The sequence below is a fragment of the Pseudomonas sp. GW823-FHT02C05 genome (assembly GCF_058797595.1).
Map to the genome: position 1 here is coordinate 173,713 of NZ_JBXAJU010000006.1, position 20,623 is coordinate 194,335.

A 20,623-nucleotide genomic window follows, 5' to 3' on the forward strand; every position below is an offset into this window, starting at 1 on the left:
TCAGAACCCGCGGTGGCGCTTGAGGTGTTCGGGGACTTTGGCCGCGGGAACCTTCTGCAGTTTGCACAGGAAGTCATGGGACAGCTCGCGCAGGCCATGCTTGTGCCTCAGTTCGCCGGCCAGGTGGGCCACCAGGTTGGCTGCCATTTCCGCATCGGCCATGGCCCGGTGAGCCTGGCCGGTGTGCGGCAGGCCGGCGAATGAAGTCAGGGTGCCCAGCTTGTGATTAGGAGCCGCCGGCATCAGGCGCCGCGCCAGCAGCAGCGAACAGGCGAAGTTCTGCAGGCGGGTGCGCTTGATCCGGCCCAGCTCGAAATCCCAGAACTTCTGGTCGAAGGCCGCGTTGTGCGCCAGCAACGGCGTGATGCCGACGAACTCGTTGACCTCGTTCATCACCTGCTCTGCCGGGGGTGCGCTGCGCAACATGGCATTGCTGATGCCGGTCAGTTGCTCAATAAACGCCGGCACCCGCACGCCGGCGTTCATCAGGCTCTGGTAACGCTCGACGATGCGCCCCTGCTCAAGGATCACCACGGCTATTTCCGTGGCCCGGCAACTGCTGCTCGGGGAGATCCCGGTGGTTTCAAAGTCGATGACGGCAATGCGTTCCAAACCTGTCCTGCTCCGTATGAAAATTGATCAGCTTTTAAGCAGCAAGGCGCCTTCGATCGGCACATAGCGCGTAGCCGCGCGAATCAGCGAATTGGCGGTCAGCCCCGGCACGCCATAGGCCACCGCGCTGACCCCGTGCTTGTGGATGATGCGCTCCAGCAGCAGGTCGAAATCACCGTCGCCGGAAGCCAGCACCACTTCGTCGACATGGGCCGCAGCGTCCATGATGTCGATGGTGATGCCCACGTCCCAGTCGCCCTTGGCCGAGCCGTCGCTGCGCTGGATATAGGGCTTGAGTTTTACCGTGAAGCCCAGGTTGCGCAGGATCTGCTGGAACTGCTGCTGTTTGCTGTCACCACGGTCGATGGCATAGGCATAGGCTTCGACAATCTGCCCTTGCTTGCTGATATCCGCCCACAGCGCCGCATAGTTGAAGTGGCAACCATAGGCCTGACGAACGGTGTAGTAGAGGTTCTGGACATCGGCGAACACAGCGATTTTCTTCACCGCTAATCCTCATGGCGCAGCAGCGCAAGGGCTGGATCGGGCCTCAGGCCCCGAAAAGTCGCCCAGTATGCCAGTCGCAGGGATTGTTCCGCGAATAATCGGTCCGGGGCAGGTGTCTGCCCCGGACCGACGCAGGTCAGACGAAGGAGTCGTCGTCGGAGAAGAACGAGCTGTCGTCGTTGTCGTAGTCGGCGTTGCTGAAGCCACCCTGGTCGTTGTTGCCCCAGGAATCGTTGTTGGCCAGGCGCTGGTCGTCATTGCCCCAGCCGCTGTTGTCGCTGGCCGGCGCCGGTTCTTCCTTGATGACTTCGACGATTTCCTGGGGCTGCTGGTTGTTGTGGAACAGGCTGCTGATGCCCTGGGCCAGCATGACCCCGCCCGCAACGCCGGCGGCAGTTTTCAAGGCGCCGCCCAGGAAACTGCTACCCGCCGCCGGTGCCTGCTGCGGTGCATAGTTCTGTGGCGGTGCGGCGTAATTCTGCTGCGGCGCGCCGAAGTTCTGTTGCGCGGGGGCGCCAAAGGAAGAACGCGCCGGTTCACGCCAGCCACCACCGGACGACGGTGGCGGTGCACTCTGGCTCGGTGCCGGCTGTGGCTCGCGGGAACCGCCGAAGATGCTCGACAGGAAACCGCCACCGGCCGCCGGTGCCGGAGCACTGGCCTGGGCCCGAGCCTGTTGCAGGTCAGCCTGCAATTGCTGGACTTGCTGGGTCAGTTGCTGGTTCTGCTCGTTGAGGCTCTTGAGTGCGGCCTCCTGCACCAGGATCGCCTGGGTCATGAAATACCCGGCCGCAGGCTGGCGGGTCAGATGCTCCTTGATCCGCGCCTCTGCCTGGGCGTCGCGCGGGGCTGAATCCGTTTCGGCTTGCTGCAACCGTGAAAACAGTCCATCGATCAGGGTTTGCTCTTGGTTGTTCATGGCGACCTCTTTAGATTGCCGGTAGAAATCTGGTCCGCCGCTCGGACAGAGCGGTGATACGCACCAGTTATGGGGCTGGTGCGACGACTTTCAATGGTCTTTACCCAAGGTTTACGTTTGCTCGGGCGGGGCCTGCATCGGTTAAAGTGTGCAACCGCTTCTTCAACTGCGATCTCATCGAATGAATCCGTTAGATGTACTGCGTGACTCTCTGTATTTCTTCCAGCGCAACCTCGGGCAGATCGCCCAGCTGTGCCTGCCGCTGGTGATTCTCGAAGCCTTGCTGCAACAAGGGGTCAACAGCGCCCTGGGCCCCGATACCTTCCCGGGCTACAGCGTGGTGGTGGGCCTTCTGGTGTATCCGTTGTACACCAGTGCGCTGATCCTGTTTCTCGACGCCCGCACCCGGGGCGAGTCGCCGCGTACCCGGGACCTGCTGGCCATGGCCCTGGCCCTGTGGCCGCGTTTTGCCCTGCTGACGGCGGTCAGCACCCTGCTGATCCTGCTGGGGTTGTCGCTGTATTTCCTGCCGGGGCTGTGGCTGATGGTGGTACTGGCTTTCGCCGAGTACCTGCTGGTGCTCAAGGGCATGGCGCCGCTGGCGGCCATCAGTGAAAGTTTCCGCCTCAGCCGTGGGCACTTCCTGCGGATCCTGGTGTGCATCCTGGCGGTAATGACCCCGCTGTGGCTGCTCAAGGGTGCCAGTGAAGCGGCCTATTCCGAACCGCTGAACCCGCTGCTGTCCCTGGCCATCGACAGCGCCTACAGCTTTCTGCAGCTGTTCACCAGCGTGGTGCTGTTCCGCCTGTTCATGCTGATCAGCGAGCAGCCGGACAAGCGCTGAATCCTCTCCCGGCCGCTCTGCCCCTTGGGTGACGGCCGTGCTCTCGGTTATGCTCCGGGGCCATCCTGCAACGCCATAAGCCGAGCCGATGATCCGTCTACTTCGCATCACCCTGTTGAGCCTGTTGTTGATCGGTCTGGTGCTGGCCGGGCTGGTCTACAGCCTGACCTGGCGCCCGGAAGCCAAGGAAAGCCTCGCTGTCAGTTGCAGCGCCCAGGCCGCGCCGCTGGTGCCGGGCCAGGCCCTGAAAGTGATGACCTGGAACCTGCAGTACCTGGCGGGCAAGCGCTATGTGTTCTGGAACGACCAGGCACAGGGCGAGGACGAGCAGCCGACCCTGGAGGACATGGCCTTCAGCCTCGACGAAGTGGCTCGCGTGATCCGCGACGAACAACCGGACCTGGTGCTGCTGCAGGAAGTGGACAACGGTGCCAAGGCCAGCGCCTACCAGGACCAGCTCAAACTCCTGCAGGAACGCCTCACCGATCTCTACCCCTGCAGCACCCAGGCTTACGACTGGAAAGCCGATTTCGTACCATCGCCGCATATTTTCGGCAGTGTCGGCCGACAACTGGCCACCCTCAGCCGCTATCGCATCGATCACGCCGAACGCCTGCAACTGCCCACAGCCGAACACGGCTTCATCGGCCGGCAGTTCCAGCCCAGGGAGGCCCTGCTGCTGAGCTACCTGCCCCTGAACGACGGCGGCCAGGTGGCGGTGCTCAATACCCATCTGGAACGTGCTCGCACGCCTGGCCAGACGCAATCAAGGCAGGTCGCAGCCATTGGCAAAGTCCTGGATAAACTCGAAGGCCGCGGCACGCCCTGGCTGATTGGCGGGGATTTCAACCTGTTGCCCCTGGGCCAGTACCAGCGACTGAGCGACGTGCAACGGGCGCCCTACAGTGCCGACAGCCCGCTGCACCTGCTGTGGGACAAATACCCGATGATCCCCAGCAACACCCAGGCCAGCGGCGTCGACCGCGCGCATTGGCTGACCCACTACCCCAACGACCCGAGCCTCGACGGCCCGGATCGCACGGTGGACTACCTGTTCTACAGCCCGCGGCTCAAGCGAGTCGAATCCCGGGTGCGCCAGGACGACACCTTGCGCATCTCCGACCACCTGCCGGTGCTGGCCCGGTTCCTCTTGCCGGCGCAATAAACCCCAGAGCGGCTACAGGGCAGCACGGGAGTTCGGGTTATTTGCGCGGTTTGACCCGCGCCGTGGCTTCGGCGATCAGCGGGTCATCCGGCCAGTAGTGCTTGGGGTAACGGCCCTTGAGGTCCTTTTTCACCTCGGCGTAGGTGCTGCGCCAGAAGTTCGCCAGATCCTGGGTGACCTGTACCGGACGTCGTGCCGGAGACAGCAGGTGCAACTTGACCACCTGGCGGCCACCGGCAATGCGCGGTGTTTGCGCCAGGCCGAACAGCTCCTGCAGGCGTACTGCCAGGATGGGTGGATGCTCGCTGTAGTCCAGGCGAATCGACGACCCGGAAGGCACCGTCAGGTGATGGGGGGCCAGCTCATCCAGGCGCTGAGGCAGTGGCCAGGGCAGCAGGTTGTGGATAATTCCGGCCAGTTCCAGGTTGGCGAAGTGGCTGAGCCGCGAGACCTTGCCCAGGTAGGGCTGCAACCACTGCTCCAGCCCCTTGAGCAAGGCCCCGTCACTGACATCCGGCCATTGGCTGGTGCCCGTGGCCTCCAGGTCCAGCTGGCGCAGCAACGCTACCCGGGCCTGCCACTGGCGCAGCTCCGGGGTCCAGGGCAGCAGCTCCAAGCCTTTGCGCCGGACCAGATTGACCAGGGCCTGAGTGCGGGCGGACTCATCCAGCCCGCTTAGCGGTTCGCGGCTGAGCACCAGTTCGCCGACCTTGCGCTGGCGTTCGGCCCGCAACACGCCTTCGCGCTCGTCCCAATCCAGCTGATCGACTTGCCGCACCTGCTCCGCCAGTACCGAATCGAACAACACCGGATCGAAATCCGCCGCCAGGTAGATGCGCTCCTCGCGCTGCCCCTGGCGGCTGCCCAGGTCGGCGATCACCAGCCAGGGTTGCTTCATCAGGCTGTCAGTTTCGCTGAACAGCGCCGCGCGACCGTTGGCCAGGCGGTATTCGGCACCGCCGGGGCGCCGCTGCTGGGCCACCCGGTCGGGATAGGCCAGGGCCAACAGGGCGCCGAGCCAGCGCGGGTGCTCGGGGTCGGCCACCGCAGCCTCGGGCTGCCCGCGCAGATAGCCCCGGTACTGGCGCGCCAGTTGTCGGGCACGCTGCACCCCGCCCTGGGCTCCGCGAGCGGCACGCTCTTCCCCGCCAAGCAGCACCAGGCGGCTGTGCAGGTCGGCGCCGGCGCCGCGCAGGATATCCCGTTCCCCCAGCAGCGCCGCGACATTGCAAGCCATCGGCGCCAACCCCAGGGACTGGCCGCGCAGCAGCAGATGGGCGATGCGCGGGTGAGCCGGCAACTCGGCCATGGCCTGGCCGTGGCGGGTCAGGCTGCCATCGTCATTCAACGCCCCCAGGCGCACCAGCAAGTCCTGGGCCTGGGCATAAGCAGCACTGGGGGGAGCGTCCAGCCATACCAGTTGATTTGGCGTCACGCCCCAGCGCGCCAATTGCAGGGCCAATCCGGCCAGGTCCGCCTGGAGGATTTCCGCACTGGCATAGGCGGCCAGTTGCTCCTGTTGATCGGCCGACCACAAGCGGTAGCACACGCCGGGCTCCAGACGCCCGGCACGCCCGGCGCGCTGGGTGGCGCTGGCCCGGGAGATACGCTGGGTATCGAGGCGGGTCATGCCGCTGCCGGGATCGAAACGCGGCACCCGCGCCAGCCCGGCATCCACCACCACCCGCACGCCATTGATGGTCAGGCTGGTTTCGGCAATGTTGGTGGCCAGCACCACTTTGCGCTTGCCCGACGGCGCAGGGTCGATGGCTGCGCGCTGGGCTGCCAGGTCCAGCTCGCCATGCAACGGGCAGAGCAGGATCTCACTGCGCTCGCCCAGGGCTTCGGCCAACTGCTGGTGCACCCGGCGGATCTCCGCCTGGCCGGGGAGGAACACCAGCAGGCTGCCGCTTTCATCGTTGAGGGCCTCGAGCACGGTCTGCACCACCCTTGGCTCGATGAATTCACCGGGCTGGAAGGGTCGGCCCCAGCGCTGGGTCACCGGGTACATGCGCCCTTCACTGCGCAGGATCGGCGCATCGCCGAGCAGGGTCGACAGGCGCTCGCCTTCCAGCGTCGCCGACATCAGCAGGATCTTCAGTGGCTGCTCGTCACGAAACAGCTCGCGGCCACTGAGGCTCAGGGCCAGGGCCAGATCGGCGTCCAGGCTGCGTTCGTGGAACTCATCGAAAATCAGCAGGCCGACGCCTTCCAGGGCCGGGTCATCCTGCAGGCGCCGGGTGAGGATGCCTTCGGTGACCACCTCGATGCGGGTACGCGGGCCGACCTTGCTGTCCAGGCGGATGCGATAACCCACGGTCTCGCCGACTTTCTCTCCCAGCTCGCTGGCCAGGCGCTCGGCGGCGGCCCGGGCGGCCAGGCGCCGGGGTTCGAGCATGAGGATGGTCTGTCCGGCCAGCCAGTCCTGGTCCAGGAGCGCCAGGGGCACGCGGGTCGTCTTGCCGGCACCGGGCGGGGCTTCGAGCACCGCTTCATGGCGTGTCGCCAGGGCGGTACGCAGTGCAGGCAAAACTTCATCAATTGGCAAAGAATTCATGCTGGCTCCAAAACAGAGGCGCGAGTATAACGGCGAACTGCCTGGGGTTAATCATGGTCTGAGTGCTGATCGACAAGACTCAACACCCCGCTTCATCCCTCGTTGCTTTCGTGCTTGCTAGGAGATTTCCATGCGTATTTCCCACCGTGTCATCGGCGGCGTTCTGGTGGCCACCCTGCTGACCCAACTCACCGCCTGCGGCTCGATCTTCTTCCCCGACCGGCGCGGCCAGATCGACGGCAAGATCGATCCCCTGGTGGCTGTGCTGGATGCCGTTGGCCTGCTGTTCTACGTGATCCCAGGGCTGATCGCCTTCGGCGTCGACTTCGCCACCGGGGCCATCTACCTGGAGCCGGGCAAGACCGCGCAGATCGCGCCGGAAAAACTGCAACAGGCCATCGGCGCCGACGGTAAAGTCGACAACCGCAAGCTGCAGGCCATCCTGGAAAGCGAACTGGGGGGCAGTTTCCCCCTGGATGACCCACGCCTGATCCAGCACAAGGGCAGCGTGCAGCAACTGGCGCTGTACGGCCTGCAACCTGCTGCCTGATCACTTTTACCCAGGAACCCGCCGTCGATGACCGCCAACTCGGAACACGCCCGCCTCCTGCGCCTGGCCACCCGCGCCTCGGTCACCGTGGCGGGCATACTGATCGTGACCAAGGCTGTCGCCTGGTGGCTCAGCGGCTCGGTGAGCATGCTCGCCGGGCTCACCGACTCGGTGCTGGACGGTTTCACCTCGCTGCTCAACCTGCTGGCAGTGCATTACGCCCTGCGCCCGGCAGACGACGACCACCGCTATGGCCACGGCAAGGCCGAGTCCCTGGCGGGCATGGCCCAGGCATTGTTCATCGCCGGCAGCGCGGTTCTGATTGCCTTCCAGGCGGCGCAACGCCTGCAACATCCGGAACCGGTAGGCGCGCCCTGGCTGAGCATCGGGGTGATCGTCCTGTCGCTGGCGCTGACCATCGCCCTGCTGCTCCTGCAGCACCGGGTGATCCGGGCGACCGGCTCCAATGCAGTACGCGCCGACTCCCTGCACTACCGCTCCGACCTGATGCTCAACGGCAGCATCCTGCTGGCCCTGGTGCTGGCGGCGTTCGGCCTGCATCAGGTGGACGCCTGGTTCGGCCTGGGGATTGCCGTCTACATTCTCTGGAGCGCGATCCAGATCGCCCGGGAGAGCTTCTCGGTGCTGATGGACCAGGAGCTGCCACCGGACGTCAGCCAGCACATGCTGGAGCTGGCGTGCAGTGTGCCGGGAGTACTGGGGGCCCATGACCTGCGCACACGGATTTCCGGCAGCCACTGGTTTGTCCAACTGCACCTGGAATTACCCGGGGAACTGACCCTTTCGGTGGCCCATGGCATCAGCGACCAGGCCGCCGATGCCATCCAGAAGGCCTATCCACGGGCCGAAGTGCTGGTGCACGCCGACCCGCAGGAAGTGGTGAAGGCAGACAGGGCTCAGTAGGTCACCTGATAGCCCCGTGAGCTCAAGCAGTTGCCCTGGGCCTGGCGGTAGGCCTGGACCACTTGCGGGGCCGGCTGATAGGTCACGCTCGCAGGATCGAAGCCGCTCTGCTGCACCGCCCAGCGATAGCAGTCGTAACGGTCCTGGTCGATCTGCTGCGGCGACTGGCCGTTGACCGGGTAGGCCAGCACGTCATAGCCATTGCCGCTCTGCTGCGGGTCCGCAACCGGCACGCCGGCAGGTGGCTCGACCACCACGTACTGCTGGGTGTTGGCTTCGTAGGTGTAGTAAGCCCCTGCCGCCAGAAAGAACAGCGCGCTGCCGATCCAGACTTCCCGCGCATAGTCGGGCAGGTACGTCACGCGAATGCCATAGGGCGGGCGCACCACCACATAGCGCGGGCCTTGCGGGCGGTACCAGTAACCACCGGAAAAAAAGTAATCCTGGCCGCGATAGGCGACCCGGTCATTGCGCCCGGGGAAGCGGTCGATCACATACCCGGGGCGGTACTGCGGCCCGGGGCCCCAGCCATTGCCATGGCCATCAGGGCGGCCCGGCCAGCGGTAGTCGTTGGGATGGCCGCCACCTGGCCGAGAGCCCGGGCCGCCAGCCTGCCAATGCTGGTTGTAGTCGTTGCGCCGGGGAATGTCCTGATAGTAGCCACGCTGTGGCTCCTGGGTCTGGCGCACGGTGTCGGGGCGGCCCTGGATCGGCAGGTTGTTCGGCTGCTGCACCTGGGGTTGTGGCACAGGGGCCGGGCGAACCTGCTGATTGGGATCGTGCTGAGGCCGGTTCTGCCACTGCCCTCCCGGGTTCTGGCCGTTGTGCTCGAACTGACGGCTGTTATCGCCGCGAATGATTTCATTCTGCGGCCGCTGTGGCTGCGCACTGGGTGGTGGACGGTTGGGAACATTGGCGGGCCGCGGCGGGGCATTTTCCGGGCGGCCCTGGCCTTGATGCTCTCGCTGCTCGCCCCCGGGAGCGCCATGCTGCGCAGGCGGCCGATTCTCGTCTCGCTCATCGGCGAGCAACTGAGCGTTGACGCTCAGGCACAACACACCAACACCTGCCATACGCCAGATGCGCGACTTCATGCTATTCCTCACTGCGGATAGGGGGGGCCTGTACATAAGACTGAAAAAGCCCTGGGCGGTTCTGCATCAGGTTATCAGTCACGAGACTTATTTCGCAGGCAATAAAAAAGGGCGGCCCGTCGGCCGCCCTTTGAGATTTTGTCCGTGCTCGGCGCTTTTGACGCCGGCTCACCTAACTCCGTCTTCTGGACAGTGTGTAGCCCGGGGGCCGGCTCAACCCTGTGGGATTGGCGGCCGCGGCAGGCCTGATTCGGCGGGCCGCAGTGGACTCTATGTCCGGGCAGTGATTCTGGTGATAAGAATAGGCGCGCAGCGAAGACAGAGGATTGCGAAGATTGCTTGTAAAAACACCACTTGCGCAATTTTTAACTCAAGATAGATAATTCAACGCAATAGTTACGACAAAGGCCTGATTGATGAGCAAACTCGACCGCTACGACCTGAGCATTTTGGCGGAGTTGCAACGCGACGCCCGTATCTCCAACCAGGAACTGGCCGAGCGCATCGGCCTGTCGCCCTCCCCTTGCTCGCGCCGGGTCAAGCAGCTGGAGGACGATGGCTACATTTCCCGCCAGGTCGCCCTGCTGGACCGCAAGATGCTCGGTCTGAGCCTGACCGCCTATGTCCTGATCGGCATGGACCGGCACACGCCGGAACGCTTCGAGAATTTCGAAGCCGCGATCCGCAGCCTGCCCCAGGTGCTGGAGTGCAGCCTGGTGACCGGGGTCGATGCCGACTATCAGCTCAAGGTGGTGGTACCGGACATGGACCATTACCAGAAGCTGCTGCTCGGCCATCTGACCCGTATCGAGGGCGTGACCAGCGTGCGTTCGAGCTTCGTGCTCAATCAGGTGCTCAACAGCACCGAACTGCCGCTGACCCACCTGCGCAACTGAATCCCGGCCCCCGCTGTGGCGACATAACGCATGCAGATCAATGCTTGGGCCGCGGGCGTTGGCGTATACTCGCCCGGCATTTTTTGCCCTGCCTGCACTGGAGATGAGTGATGGACCCAGCAGTATTCGAAGAGTGGATGATGACCGGCCTGGTCAGCATCCTGATCATTTTCATGGGTTTCATCGTCTGGGACCTGGCCAAGAAGTCCAAGGCCGGGCGCTTCGGCTCGTTCATCCTGTTCTTCGTGCTGGGCCTGGGCGTTGCAGCATTCATCATCAAGAGCGTGGTGATCGGCCTGATCGAGTCCGGCGCCTTATAAGCGCGCAGCCACCTCTTTCCACTGGCCCTGCTCCAGGCCGTCCAGGGTCCAGTCGCCGATCCTGACCCGCACCAGGCGCAAGGTCGGTAGCCCCACCGCAGCGGTCATGCGCCTTACCTGGCGGTTGCGCCCCTCGCGTATCACCAACTCCAGCCAACTGGTGGGCACGCTCTTGCGAAAGCGCACCGGCGGGTTGCGCGGCCATAGCGTCGGTTCTTCGAGCTGACGCGCCTCGGCCGGCAGGGTCATGCCGTCATTCAACTGCACACCTTCGCGCAAGCGCTGCAACTGCTCGGCACTGGGCTCGCCCTCGACCTGCACCCAATAGGTCTTGGCCAGCTTGTGCTTGGGATCGGCGATGCGCGCCTGCAACTGCCCGTCATTGGTCAACAGCAGCAACCCTTCACTGTCGCGATCCAGGCGCCCGGCCGGGTAGACCCCGGGAACCGCAATGAAGTCCTTGAGCGTGGCCCGCCCCTCACCATCGCTGAACTGGGTCAGCACATCGAAAGGCTTGTTGAACAGGATCAGCTTCGGCTCGACCGGCGCGGCCTTGGCCACACGCTTGGCGGGAGAGGAGGAAAACGGTTTGGCGCCAGGACGGCGGGAAGCGGGACGGGGCGGACGGGACATGGGAGCAGGAACATTCAGCGATCAGGACCGACAATGCTAGTGGCCTGACCGCCAAATGACCATGGCTTAAACGCTTAGCGGAAAGGCGGCTCGTCGAAGCTGCGCAGTTTGCGCGAGTGCAGGGAGTTGAGCTCGCTGCGCATCAGGTCCACCGCTTCGATACCGATCTTCAGATGCTGGCTGACCGCACGCTCATAAAAAGCGTTGGCCGCGCCCGGCAACTTGATTTCACTGTGCAATGGCTTGTCCGAGACACACAGCAAGGTGCCGTATGGTACTCGCAGGCGATACCCCTGGGCGGCGATGGTGCCGCTTTCCATGTCCACCGCCACGGCCCGGGACAGGTTGATCAGCGGGCGTTCCTCGGCCCAACGCAACTCCCAGTTGCGGTCGTCGTAAGTCAGCACGGTGCCGGTGCGCAGGCGTTTCTTCAGTTGTTCGCCCTTTTCCCCGGTGACATTGGCCGCCGCCTGCTGCAACGCCAACTGGACTTCGGCCAGGGCCGGAATCGGAATGTTCGGCGGCACCACGCGGTCGAGAATGCCGTCGCGCCGCATATAAGCGTGGGCCAGCACGTAGTCGCCAATGGTCTGGGACTGCCGCAGGCCGCCGCAGTGGCCGATCATCAGCCAGCAATGCGGACGCAGCACCGCCAGGTGGTCGGTGATGTTCTTGGCGTTGGACGGGCCGACACCGATATTCACCAGGGTCACACCGTGGCCATCGATGGCCTGCAAGTGGTAGGCCGGCATCTGGTAGCGGTGCCAGACCACACCGGCGGCGATGGCCGAGGCCTCGCCGTGATCCATGCTTTTCTCGATGATCACGTTGCCCGGCAGGACCATGCGCACAAAGCGCGGATCGCTGCGCAACTGCTCCAGGCCATGAACGATGAACTGGTCCACATAGCGGTGATAGTTGGTCAGCAGGATCCACGGCTGCACATGACGCCAGTCGCTACCGGTGTAGTGCACCAGGCGCCGCAGGGAGAAATCCACTCGCGCGGCATCGAACAGCGCCAGGGGCAGCGGATGGGTATTTTCCCAATCGTAGAGACCATCGGCGATGCCGTCGGTGGCGGCCGACAGGTCGGTACTCGGGAACACCCGCGCCAGCGCCGCAGCGGTCACTCCGGAACCTGCCAGCTCGTCGCCCTGCTCCACGACATAGGGATAAGGAATGTTCTGCTCACTGACGCCCACTTCCACCGTCACGGTGAAGTCGTGCATCAACGGCACCAATTGTTCGAGCAGGTAATTACGGAAGGCTGCAGGATGGGTCACGGTGACACTGTAGGTGCCCGGCAACTGGACCTTGGCATAGGCCCTTGTGGTCTGTGGGACTTCGCCATGGCAGTGGTAGGTCAGGCGCAACTCAGGGTAGCGAAACAGTGCTCGTTGCTCGGCATCCGGCTCGACCCGGTCCTTGAGATAACGCTTGAGCGCCTGGCTCAGCGCCGTGGTGGCCCGCTCATGCAGGGCGGCAAGCCGGTCCACGGCTTGCTCGGCGGTTTGAACGACAATAAAAGCTTCGGTCACGATAAGCATCCTGTGTTCTGAACTTGCAGGCGTTCATCTTGCCTGCAAGACCGTCCCACGGGAACAGCGTAATCACCGCAGGCGCCGGGAAGCCGGCGCCAGGGAGGGTCAGAAGCCCTGAGGGGAGGAGCGGGCGACAATGGCTGCCACGTCCAGGCCACGCGGCAAGGTGCCGTAGACCCGCCCGCCCTGGCCGCCCAGGCGGCTGGCGATAAAGGCGTCGCTGACCACCTGGTTGCCTGCTTCCAGCAAGAGCTTGGCCTGCAGGCCCAGGGCAATGTCCTCGGTGAGTTGACGAGCACGGTATTGAATGTCGCCGGTGTCCTTGAAGCTCTCCTTCAGCCCGTTGATATGGGCGGCCAGGCGCTTGTCGCCATGGCCATCGCCCAATTCGGCGAACAAGGCGTCCAGCACGCCCGGCTCCTTCGACAAGGCTCGCAGCACATCCAGGCATTGCACGTTGCCGGAGCCTTCCCAGGTGGAGTTCACCGGCGCCTCGCGGTACAGCCGTGGCAGGATGCTGTCCTCGACATAACCGGCACCGCCCATGCACTCCGCCGCCTCGTTGATCATCGCCGGGGCCCGCTTGCAGATCCAGTACTTGCCCACCGCCGTCACCAGCCGGGAAAACTTCGCCTCCTGGGCATCGTCCAGATGATCCAGGGCCCGCCCCATGCGCATGCTCAGGGCCAGGGCCGCTTCGCTTTCCAGGGCCAGGTCGGCCAGCACGTTCTGCATCAGGGGCTGCTCGCTGAGCACCCGCCCGCCCACGGTGCGATGGGCACAGTGATGGCTGGCCTGGGTCAGGGCCTGGCGCATCAGGGAGCTGGAGCCGACCATGCAATCGAAACGGGTCATGGCCACCATCTCGATAATGGTCGGCACGCCGCGGCCTTCCTCGCCAATCATCCAGGCCAGGGCACCGCGGAACTCCACTTCGCTGGAAGCGTTGGAAAGGTTGCCGAGCTTGTTCTTCAGGCGCTGGATATAGAACTGGTTGCGCGTGTCATCGGGACGGTGCCGGGGCAGGAGGAAGCAGGTCAGGCCCTTGTCGGTCTGGGCCAGGGTCAGGAAGGCATCGCACATCGGCGCCGAACAGAACCATTTGTGGCCCACCAGCTCGTACGCCTGCCCAGGGCCGCCAGCCCCCACCGGGTAGGCCCGGGTGGTGTTGGCACGCACATCGGTGCCGCCCTGTTTCTCGGTCATGGCCATGCCGATGGTCAGCCCGGCCTTGTGTTGCATGCCGACATTGCGCGGGTTGTACCGGGTGGCAAGGATCTTGGGCAGCCACTGGTCGGCGATATCCGGTTGCAGCTTCAAGGCCGGTACACAGGCGAAGGTCATGGTCAGCGGGCAGCCGCTGCCGGCCTCGGCCTGGCTGTGCAGATAGGTCATGGAGGCGCGGGCAACGTGGGCCCCCGCTTGCGGATCGGTCCAGGGCAGTGAGGTCAGGCCGGCTTCGATCGCCGCCTGCATCAATTGGTGGTAGGCGGGATGAAACTCCACCAGATCGATCCGGTGGCCAAAGCGGTCGTGGCTGGAAAATACCGGTTTGTTCTGATTGGCCAGGAACCCCGCCTCCATCAACGGACCACCGGCCAGGGCGCCATAGGCGTCGACCCGCGACTCGGCCCAACCGGCATCGAAACGGCGCATCCATTGCTGCAGCGGCAGGTCGATCCGATAGAGATTGGCGCCGTCCAAAGCTGGCGGCTGGTTGGTGACTTCGTGGGTTTCAGCGAACTGGTGGAGGTTCATCGCGGGGCTCCTTCAGGGTGTGCCAAGACCCCAGTTAAGCACCGCCCCCACCCCGAACAAAGTGGCATACCTGCCTAAATGTCGGCGCTTTCGCCCTGTTCCACAGAGAGCACATATCTCGACAATGCCGTTTGCAAGGCCTCGAACTTCACCGGTTTAGCCAGATAGTCGGAGCCAGCCCCCGCCGGGCAGCCCTCTTTGCCGGGCACGCAGGCCAGCAGGATGGGCAATTGGGAGTAGCCGGGCAGCGCCTGGGCCTGCAAGCGAAACGCCCCCAGTTGCGCCGTGGACATCTCGCCATCGATCAACACCGCACTGACCAGCTCACGCCCGAGCAATTGCAGGGCATCAGTAGGGCTACCGGCGGTGCGCACCTGGTAGCCCAGCTTGAGCAGCATGCCCCTGACCACCAACTGATTGACGTCGTTGTCGTCCACCAGCAGCACGGTGCAGTCCCGGGGCAAGCGTCGCGCCACTGCCGCCGGCGAGCGCGGGGCGGGTTCCTGGGCGTCGAACTCCACCAGCAGGCGGAAACAACTGCCCCGGCCTGGCGTGGATTCGTGGGTCAATTGCCCGCCCAGCAACTCCACCAACTGCCGACAGATCGCCAGGCCGATACCCAGCCCGCCATATTCACGGGTCATGGAACCATCGAGCTGGAAGAAACGCTGATACAGGGTCGCTTCATCCAGGTTGACGAAGCCAATACCGCTGTCGATCACCTCGAAACTCAGGCTGACCCGCTGCGCCGACACGGAACGCGTGAGCACCCGCAGCACCACGCTGCCCGAAGGGGTGAACTTGATGGCATTGTCCAGCAGGCACTCCAGACAATGGCTGAGTTTGCAGCGGTCGCCCTGCAAGCGATCGGGCAGCCCGGCGCTCAAGTCAATCTGGAAAGCCAGCGACTTGGCGGCGGCACTGGCGCCGTATTGGGTCTGCAGTGTCGTCAGCAGGGAGCGCAGGCTGAACGGCTGACGCTGGGCGCTGAGCTTGCCGGCCTGCAGCTCGGTCAGGGTCAGAATGCCGTTGACCATGCGCATCATGTCCCGCGCCGAGCCGGCCGCTGTCTGCTGGTATTGCTCCAGCTCCGGATCCAGTTCCAGGGTCTGCATCAGTTCCAGGGAGCCGATGACGCCATTCATCGGGGTCCGCAGCTCATGGGTCAGGGTGGCCAGGAATTCGTCCTTGAGCCGGTTGCTGTGGGCCAGTTGCTGGTTCAACACTTCAAGCTTCTGCCCGGCTTCGAGCAGTGTCTGGGCCTGTTGCTCACGCATGGCATTGATGCGATCGGCCAGGGCCAGGGACAGCAACGCCACTTCGATCGCCGAGCCGATCTGGCTGGCGTACATGGTCAGGAACACATTCGGCAGGTAACCCAGCACCATCAAGGTGTTGATCACCCCTCCAAACAAAAAGGCCGACCAGGCGATGATGAAATAGCGTGCCACGCGCAGGCCTCGACACCAGGCGACAATCCCGGCCACGTAGATCACCACGGTGAACACCAGGGCCAGGGTGGTGGCCAGGCGCAATGCCAGGGCATAACTGGTCATCAGTGAAAGCGCCATGACCAACGCGCCAAAGGCCATCAAGGCCAGTAGCACACGGTCGACCCAGGGGCTGTGGCGGGAAGTCTGCAGGAAGCTGCGGGCGAACTGGCTGCCGAACAAACCTGCCGAACCGATGAAGAACGGTGTCGCGGCATTGGCCCACCAGGGGCTGTCGGGCCAGAAGTACTCCACTGCGGCGCCGTTGACCGACAGCTGATAGAGACCGAAGGAAGCGATATAGACGATGTAGTAGAGGTAGCTGGTGTCCCGCACGCTGAGGTAGATGAACAGGTTGTACACCAGCATCCCCAGCAGCACGCCGTAAATCAGCCCGAGCACATACAACCGCACCGGCTGGGCTTCCAGGTAAGCACTGCTGGACCACAGGCTCACCGGCGCCTGGATCGAGCCTTCACTGGCCAGCCGCAGGTAGACGGTCTTGTGCTCGTGGGGAGAAAAATTCAGGTTGAACAGGTAGTTGTTCTGGCGAATCTCTCGACTGTCGAAGGGCAAGGCATCCCCGGTACGACCCGCCAGGCGATAACCACCAGACTCGTCAGGGACGTACAGTTCAAGGTGGTCCAGAGGCGGATAGGCCAACTCCAGCAACCAGCTGCGTTGTGCGCTCGGGTTGGCGGGGCGATAGTCGAGGTCGATCTTCAGCCAGAACGCCGAGCGCGAATAACCGGCGTTGAGGGTGTCTTTGTCGTGGGGTCTGAATTGTTCAGCCAGAGGCCCCGAGCTGACATCGGCAATGGTCGCCTCACCCCCCGCGTCTTCGAGTACTTGCATCACTCGGCCCAAGGGCAGGCGTTGAGTGAACTCGTCGAACTCGGCGGCGCCAGCCAGCATCGGCAAGCTCAACAGCAACATCAGCAAATAGTGCATAAAGCCCCAGCGTGGCTTGTCCGGTGGTGTCAGGAAGTCCCCCATTTCCCTTGAGCAGACGTAGAACCGGCATGACCTGTTATTGATTTGAATCCACTCTAGCATAGCCGCTGATGGCCATTGAACACCATTGTAAGTTTTAGTCTAAAGGCTCTAGAACGGGGCTTTCAGCGCAATCCAGCGGGCTAGAGCTGTTGCTTCGGTCAAGTGGGCTGGCAGGCGCCAGATCGCCCCTCTCTTATATGTCGAGCGCCGCGAAAAAAAACGTTTGGTGGTAAGCTCGCCGCCCATGAATATCTACAGCTCTCGCCCCGTTGTCCTCTGTCTCTCCGGCCACGACCCCAGTGGTGGCGCCGGCCTGCAGGCAGATATCGAAGCCCTGCTGGCTCAGGGTTGTCATGCAGCTCCGGCTGTCACCGCGTTGACCGTGCAGGACACGGTCAATGTCAGCGACTTCCGCGTCCTGGATCGCGAGTGGGTATTGGCCCAGGCCAATGCGGTGCTCAACGACTCCACGGTAGCGGCGGTCAAGCTGGGCATGCTCGGTTCCCTGGAAATGGTCGACACCGTGGTCGAGCTGCTCCAGGCCCACCCGCACCTGCCAGTGGTCTGCGATCCGGTGTTGCGCGCCGGCGGCGGTGGCCGGCTGGGCAAGGATGAAGTCGGCTACGCCATGCGCGAGCGCCTCCTGCCCCTGGCAACCATTGCCACCCCCAACCTTCCCGAAGCCCGAATTCTCGCGGAACTGCCTGAAGGCAGCGCCGACCAATGCGCCGAAAAACTCCTGCCCTTCGTCAAGCATTTGCTGATCACCGGCGGCCACGGCGATGAACACGAAGTCCACAATCGCCTGTACAGCCGTGACGGCCTGCGCGAAACCTATACCTGCCAGCGCTTGCCGGGTAGCTACCACGGCTCCGGCTGCACCCTGGCCAGCGCACTGGCCGGCCGCCTGGCCCAAGGTGAACACCTGGCCAGTGCGGTGAAGTCCGCCCTGGATTACACCTGGCGCACCCTGCGCGATGCCGAACAGCTTGGCCGTGGCCAGTTCGTTCCGCGCCGCTTGCCGCTGGATTTCTGCTCGTAATGTCATGAGGCCTGCTCAATGAAACTACGTGGTCTGTACGCCATCACCGACAGCCAACTGTTGGCCGGCAAGTTTCTGAAGTACGTGGAGGCGGCGCTGGAAGGCGGTGTCACGCTGTTGCAGTACCGCGACAAAAGCGATGACCAGGCCCGCCGACTGCGGGAAGCCGAAACCCTGCTGGCCTTGTGCGAGCGCTACAAGACCCGTTTGATCATCAACGATGATGCCGAGCTGGCGGCGCGTATCGGTGCCGGCGTGCACCTGGGCCAGACTGATGGCCCATTGACCCCGGCCCGAGCCTTGCTGGGCCGCCAGGCGATCATCGGTGCCACCTGCCACAGCCAGTTGCCACTGGCCGAGCAAGCCGCCAAGGAAGGCGCCAGCTATGTCGCCTTCGGCCGTTTCTTCAATTCCACCACCAAACCCGGCGCGCCTGCGGCCAGCCTGGAGCTGCTGGACCAGGCCCGGGCCAGCCTGCACCTGCCGATCTGCGTGATCGGCGGCATCACCCTGGACAACGCCGCGCCATTGGTGAACCACGGCGCCGACCTGCTGGCGGTGGTCCACGGCCTGTTCGGCGCCGAGAGCGCCGAGGAAGTGACCCGCCGCGCCCGCGCCTTCAACGCCATGCTTCATCTTTAAACAGTCAACCGCTGATTTTTGAGAGCCGAATAATGTCTCGTTCCGAAACCCTGTTTGCCAACGCCCAGAAACACATCCCGGGTGGCGTCAATTCGCCTGTCCGCGCCTTCAAGAGCGTGGGCGGCACCCCGCTGTTCTTCAAACACGCAGAAGGTGCCTACGTCACCGACGAAGACGACAAGCGCTATGTCGACTACGTTGGCTCCTGGGGCCCGATGATTCTTGGCCACAGCCACCCTGATGTCCTGGACGCCGTGCGCAAGCAATTGGAACACGGCCTGTCCTACGGCGCACCGACCGCCATGGAAACCGAAATGGCCGACCTGGTGTGCTCCATCGTGCCGTCCATGGAAATGGTGCGCATGGTCAGTTCGGGCACCGAAGCCACCATGAGTGCCATTCGCCTGGCCCGAGGCTTCACCGGCCGGGACAGCATCATCAAGTTCGAAGGCTGCTACCACGGCCACTCCGACAGCCTGCTGGTGAAGGCGGGCTCCGGCGCCCTGACCCAAGGCGTGCCGAGCTCCGCCGGTGTGCCCGCGGCTTTCGCCAAGCACACCCTGACCCTGCCCTTCAACGACATTGCGGCGGTGGAAAAAATGCTCGCCGAAGTAGGCCAGGAAGTGGCCTGCATCATCGTTGAACCAGTGGCCGGCAACATGAACTGCGTACCCCCGGCACCGGGTTTCCTCGAAGGCCTGCGTCGCCTCTGCGATCAGCACGGCGTAGTGCTGATCTTCGACGAAGTGATGACCGGTTTCCGTGTTGCCCTCGGTGGCGCTCAGGCCCATTACGGCGTGACACCCGACCTGTCGACCTTCGGCAAGATCATCGGCGGCGGCATGCCGGTAGGCTGCTTCGGCGGCAAGCGCAAGATCATGGAACACATCGCGCCCCTGGGCCCGGTCTACCAGGCCGGCACCCTGTCCGGTAACCCGCTGGCCATGGCCGCTGGCCTCACCACTCTGCGCCTGATCAGCCGCCCGGGCTTCCACACCGAACTGAGCGACTACACCAGCCGTCTGCTCGAAGGCCTGCAACAACGCGCCGATGCAGCAGGCATTCCGTTCGTCACCACCCAGGCTGGCGGCATGTTCGGCCTGTACTTCAGCGGTGCCGATGACATCGTCACCTTCGACGATGTGATGGCCAGCGACGCCAACCTGTTCAAGCGCTTCTTCCACCTGATGCTGGAAGGCGGCGTGTACCTGGCGCCGAGTGCCTTCGAAGCGGGCTTCACCTCCATCGCCCACGGCGAGGCCGAGTTGCAGCTGACGCTGGATGCGGCAGAGCGGGCATTCGCCGCCCTGAAGTAAGCGCTGGACGGCGGGCGTGTGAAACATCACGCCCGTTGTAGTCTTTACTTAAATTTTCTGCAGTGAAACCTGGAAATGCTGATGAATCCTTGGGATATAGCCCCCACGCAGCAGAAAAACGAGTAAAGACTTTGTAAGGTGGGCCCTGCTTATTTCATAATGCGCGCTTATTGGGCCCCACGCTGGGCCCCGCGCCCCTCAGAGGTAAGTCGATTCCCATGAACCGCACCGGCCGCGCCCTGACACTGGGCTGCCTGTTGCTCCTTCAGCCCCTGCTCGCGCATGCACAAGCAGGTGGCAACTCGTTGTTGATCCCGGCGCTGGGTCGCTGCACCCTCGATCCCCAGGCTCAGGACCAGGCCGAGGCCCTCACCGCCTGCCAGAAGGCCGCCGACGAGGGGGATGCCGAGGCGCAATACGAGCTGGGTGAGTTCTACTACGAGGGCAAAGGTGCGCCGCAAGATTTCAATCAAGCCCTGAGCTACTTCGAAAAGGCCTCCTTGCAAGGCCATGCCCAGGCGCAATTCAAGCTGGGCACCATGTTCTTCCACGGTGAAGGCGTGCCGGCCAATAACGTGCAGGCTTACATCGTGCTGAAGATGGCTGCGGTCAATGGCGCCGAAGACGCCCTGGACACTGCCGACGAAGTCGCCGAGCACATGCAGCGCGACGAACTGGAAGTTGCGACCCAGGTACTGGGACAGATTTTCCGCAAATACCTGATGGAACTGCAGAGCGCCGATGGGCGTTCACCGTTCTCGCCCCTGCCGTAGGCATTTGCGCCTCAGTCGCCGGTGAGCCGGCTTCCACACAGACA

19 protein-coding genes are annotated in these 20,623 nt (G+C 63.8%); 10 read left to right on the forward strand and 9 right to left on the reverse strand.

Translation table 11 applies throughout. From position 1 onward, the window contains the following. From AC1RGE_RS29160 to AC1RGE_RS29170, 3 genes are all read right to left on the reverse strand, one after another. Window positions 1-612, reverse strand: coding sequence for a 3'-5' exonuclease (locus AC1RGE_RS29160; RefSeq protein WP_011063631.1), 612 nt, complete (start codon window positions 610-612; stop codon window positions 1-3). A gap of 27 nt (window positions 613-639) precedes the next feature. Beyond that, window positions 640-1,119, reverse strand: coding sequence for an NYN domain-containing protein (locus tag AC1RGE_RS29165; protein WP_011063632.1), 480 nt, complete (start codon window positions 1,117-1,119; stop codon window positions 640-642). A 136-nt stretch (window positions 1,120-1,255) separates the two neighbouring features. After that, window positions 1,256-2,038, reverse strand: a complete 783-nt coding sequence (locus AC1RGE_RS29170; RefSeq protein WP_053154073.1) for a DUF2076 domain-containing protein — start codon at window positions 2,036-2,038, stop codon at window positions 1,256-1,258. Between the two features lie 181 nt (window positions 2,039-2,219). Between AC1RGE_RS29170 and AC1RGE_RS29175 the strand changes: the two genes are divergently transcribed. Both AC1RGE_RS29175 and AC1RGE_RS29180 read left to right on the forward strand, forming a co-directional pair. Then, entirely contained in the window at window positions 2,220-2,882 is a 663-nt protein-coding gene (locus tag AC1RGE_RS29175) for a hypothetical protein (RefSeq protein WP_492585489.1), read from the forward strand. Between the two features lie 88 nt (window positions 2,883-2,970). Beyond that, a complete protein-coding gene (locus tag AC1RGE_RS29180; protein ID WP_015637151.1) occupies window positions 2,971-4,047 on the forward strand; it encodes an endonuclease/exonuclease/phosphatase family protein in 1,077 nt (358 codons plus the stop codon). Between the two features lie 37 nt (window positions 4,048-4,084). Here the strand turns inward: AC1RGE_RS29180 and hrpB are convergent, their stop codons facing one another. Continuing rightward, window positions 4,085-6,604 carry an ATP-dependent helicase HrpB gene (gene hrpB, locus AC1RGE_RS29185; protein WP_011063636.1) on the reverse strand — a complete coding sequence of 840 codons (2,520 nt, stop codon included), beginning with the start codon at window positions 6,602-6,604 and terminating at the stop codon, window positions 4,085-4,087. A gap of 130 nt (window positions 6,605-6,734) precedes the next feature. Between hrpB and AC1RGE_RS29190 the strand changes: the two genes are divergently transcribed. Both AC1RGE_RS29190 and AC1RGE_RS29195 read left to right on the forward strand, forming a co-directional pair. Then, window positions 6,735-7,154, forward strand: coding sequence for a hypothetical protein (locus AC1RGE_RS29190; RefSeq protein WP_011063637.1), 420 nt, complete (start codon window positions 6,735-6,737; stop codon window positions 7,152-7,154). A 27-nt stretch (window positions 7,155-7,181) separates the two neighbouring features. Further along, on the forward strand, window positions 7,182-8,078 hold the full coding sequence (locus tag AC1RGE_RS29195) for a cation diffusion facilitator family transporter (RefSeq protein WP_492585491.1): 897 nt from the start codon (window positions 7,182-7,184) through the stop codon (window positions 8,076-8,078). Here AC1RGE_RS29195 and AC1RGE_RS29200 read toward each other — a convergent pair. After that, window positions 8,072-9,172, reverse strand: a complete 1,101-nt coding sequence (locus AC1RGE_RS29200) for a DUF6515 family protein (protein ID WP_011063639.1) — start codon at window positions 9,170-9,172, stop codon at window positions 8,072-8,074. The two genes, AC1RGE_RS29195 and AC1RGE_RS29200, sit on opposite strands and share 7 nt — an antisense overlap. Window positions 9,173-9,588: 416 nt before the next feature. Here AC1RGE_RS29200 and AC1RGE_RS29205 point away from each other — a divergent pair, with 416 nt between their 5' ends. Next, entirely contained in the window at window positions 9,589-10,068 is a 480-nt protein-coding gene (locus AC1RGE_RS29205; protein WP_011063640.1) for an Lrp/AsnC family transcriptional regulator, read from the forward strand. A 110-nt stretch (window positions 10,069-10,178) separates the two neighbouring features. Then, on the forward strand, window positions 10,179-10,388 hold the full coding sequence (locus tag AC1RGE_RS29210; RefSeq protein WP_003228500.1) for a DUF2788 domain-containing protein: 210 nt from the start codon (window positions 10,179-10,181) through the stop codon (window positions 10,386-10,388). Here AC1RGE_RS29210 and AC1RGE_RS29215 read toward each other — a convergent pair. The 4 genes from AC1RGE_RS29215 to AC1RGE_RS29230 all read right to left on the reverse strand — a co-directional run bounded on the left by AC1RGE_RS29215 (window position 10,383) and on the right by AC1RGE_RS29230 (window position 16,761). Further along, window positions 10,383-10,949, reverse strand: coding sequence for a pseudouridine synthase (locus AC1RGE_RS29215; RefSeq protein WP_161466734.1), 567 nt, complete (start codon window positions 10,947-10,949; stop codon window positions 10,383-10,385). The genes AC1RGE_RS29210 and AC1RGE_RS29215 overlap by 6 nt on opposite strands. A gap of 146 nt (window positions 10,950-11,095) precedes the next feature. Then, on the reverse strand, window positions 11,096-12,568 hold the full coding sequence (gene amn / locus AC1RGE_RS29220) for an AMP nucleosidase (RefSeq protein WP_492585493.1): 1,473 nt from the start codon (window positions 12,566-12,568) through the stop codon (window positions 11,096-11,098). Between the two features lie 99 nt (window positions 12,569-12,667). Further along, on the reverse strand, window positions 12,668-14,320 hold the full coding sequence (locus AC1RGE_RS29225) for an acyl-CoA dehydrogenase family protein (protein WP_492585495.1): 1,653 nt from the start codon (window positions 14,318-14,320) through the stop codon (window positions 12,668-12,670). A gap of 74 nt (window positions 14,321-14,394) precedes the next feature. Beyond that, entirely contained in the window at window positions 14,395-16,761 is a 2,367-nt protein-coding gene (locus AC1RGE_RS29230) for a hybrid sensor histidine kinase/response regulator (RefSeq protein WP_053160197.1), read from the reverse strand. A gap of 289 nt (window positions 16,762-17,050) precedes the next feature. Between AC1RGE_RS29230 and AC1RGE_RS29235 the strand changes: the two genes are divergently transcribed. The 4 genes from AC1RGE_RS29235 (at window position 17,051) to AC1RGE_RS29250 (ending at window position 20,579) form a co-directional block, all read left to right on the forward strand. Continuing rightward, a complete protein-coding gene (locus AC1RGE_RS29235) occupies window positions 17,051-17,848 on the forward strand; it encodes a hydroxymethylpyrimidine/phosphomethylpyrimidine kinase (RefSeq protein WP_011063645.1) in 798 nt (265 codons plus the stop codon). An 18-nt stretch (window positions 17,849-17,866) separates the two neighbouring features. After that, entirely contained in the window at window positions 17,867-18,490 is a 624-nt protein-coding gene (thiE, locus tag AC1RGE_RS29240; protein ID WP_492585497.1) for a thiamine phosphate synthase, read from the forward strand. 32 nt (window positions 18,491-18,522) lie between these two features. Continuing rightward, window positions 18,523-19,806 carry a glutamate-1-semialdehyde 2,1-aminomutase gene (hemL, locus tag AC1RGE_RS29245; RefSeq protein WP_492585499.1) on the forward strand — a complete coding sequence of 428 codons (1,284 nt, stop codon included), beginning with the start codon at window positions 18,523-18,525 and terminating at the stop codon, window positions 19,804-19,806. A gap of 218 nt (window positions 19,807-20,024) precedes the next feature. Then, complete coding sequence (locus AC1RGE_RS29250; protein ID WP_011063648.1) at window positions 20,025-20,579, forward strand: tetratricopeptide repeat protein; 555 nt, start codon at window positions 20,025-20,027, stop codon at window positions 20,577-20,579. Window positions 20,580-20,623 lie beyond the last annotated feature (44 nt).

What these genes read in the sequence shown, in the direction of transcription:
- hrpB (WP_011063636.1), bottom strand. Translation starts at nt 6,604, where the DNA reads ATGAATTCTTTGCCAATTGATGAAGTTTTGCCTGCACTGCGTACCGCC.
- AC1RGE_RS29180 (WP_015637151.1), top strand. Translation starts at nt 2,971, where the DNA reads ATGATCCGTCTACTTCGCATCACCCTGTTGAGCCTGTTGTTGATCGGT.
- hemL (WP_492585499.1), top strand. Translation starts at nt 18,523, where the DNA reads ATGTCTCGTTCCGAAACCCTGTTTGCCAACGCCCAGAAACACATCCCG.
- AC1RGE_RS29230 (WP_053160197.1), bottom strand. Translation starts at nt 16,761, where the DNA reads ATGCACTATTTGCTGATGTTGCTGTTGAGCTTGCCGATGCTGGCTGGC.
- AC1RGE_RS29200 (WP_011063639.1), bottom strand. Translation starts at nt 9,172, where the DNA reads ATGAAGTCGCGCATCTGGCGTATGGCAGGTGTTGGTGTGTTGTGCCTG.
- thiE (WP_492585497.1), top strand. Translation starts at nt 17,867, where the DNA reads ATGAAACTACGTGGTCTGTACGCCATCACCGACAGCCAACTGTTGGCC.
- AC1RGE_RS29225 (WP_492585495.1), bottom strand. Translation starts at nt 14,320, where the DNA reads ATGAACCTCCACCAGTTCGCTGAAACCCACGAAGTCACCAACCAGCCG.
- AC1RGE_RS29210 (WP_003228500.1), top strand. Translation starts at nt 10,179, where the DNA reads ATGGACCCAGCAGTATTCGAAGAGTGGATGATGACCGGCCTGGTCAGC.
- AC1RGE_RS29205 (WP_011063640.1), top strand. Translation starts at nt 9,589, where the DNA reads ATGAGCAAACTCGACCGCTACGACCTGAGCATTTTGGCGGAGTTGCAA.
- AC1RGE_RS29195 (WP_492585491.1), top strand. Translation starts at nt 7,182, where the DNA reads ATGACCGCCAACTCGGAACACGCCCGCCTCCTGCGCCTGGCCACCCGC.
- AC1RGE_RS29250 (WP_011063648.1), top strand. Translation starts at nt 20,025, where the DNA reads ATGAACCGCACCGGCCGCGCCCTGACACTGGGCTGCCTGTTGCTCCTT.
- amn (WP_492585493.1), bottom strand. Translation starts at nt 12,568, where the DNA reads ATGCTTATCGTGACCGAAGCTTTTATTGTCGTTCAAACCGCCGAGCAA.
- AC1RGE_RS29190 (WP_011063637.1), top strand. Translation starts at nt 6,735, where the DNA reads ATGCGTATTTCCCACCGTGTCATCGGCGGCGTTCTGGTGGCCACCCTG.
- AC1RGE_RS29235 (WP_011063645.1), top strand. Translation starts at nt 17,051, where the DNA reads ATGAATATCTACAGCTCTCGCCCCGTTGTCCTCTGTCTCTCCGGCCAC.
- AC1RGE_RS29175 (WP_492585489.1), top strand. Translation starts at nt 2,220, where the DNA reads ATGAATCCGTTAGATGTACTGCGTGACTCTCTGTATTTCTTCCAGCGC.
- AC1RGE_RS29170 (WP_053154073.1), bottom strand. Translation starts at nt 2,038, where the DNA reads ATGAACAACCAAGAGCAAACCCTGATCGATGGACTGTTTTCACGGTTG.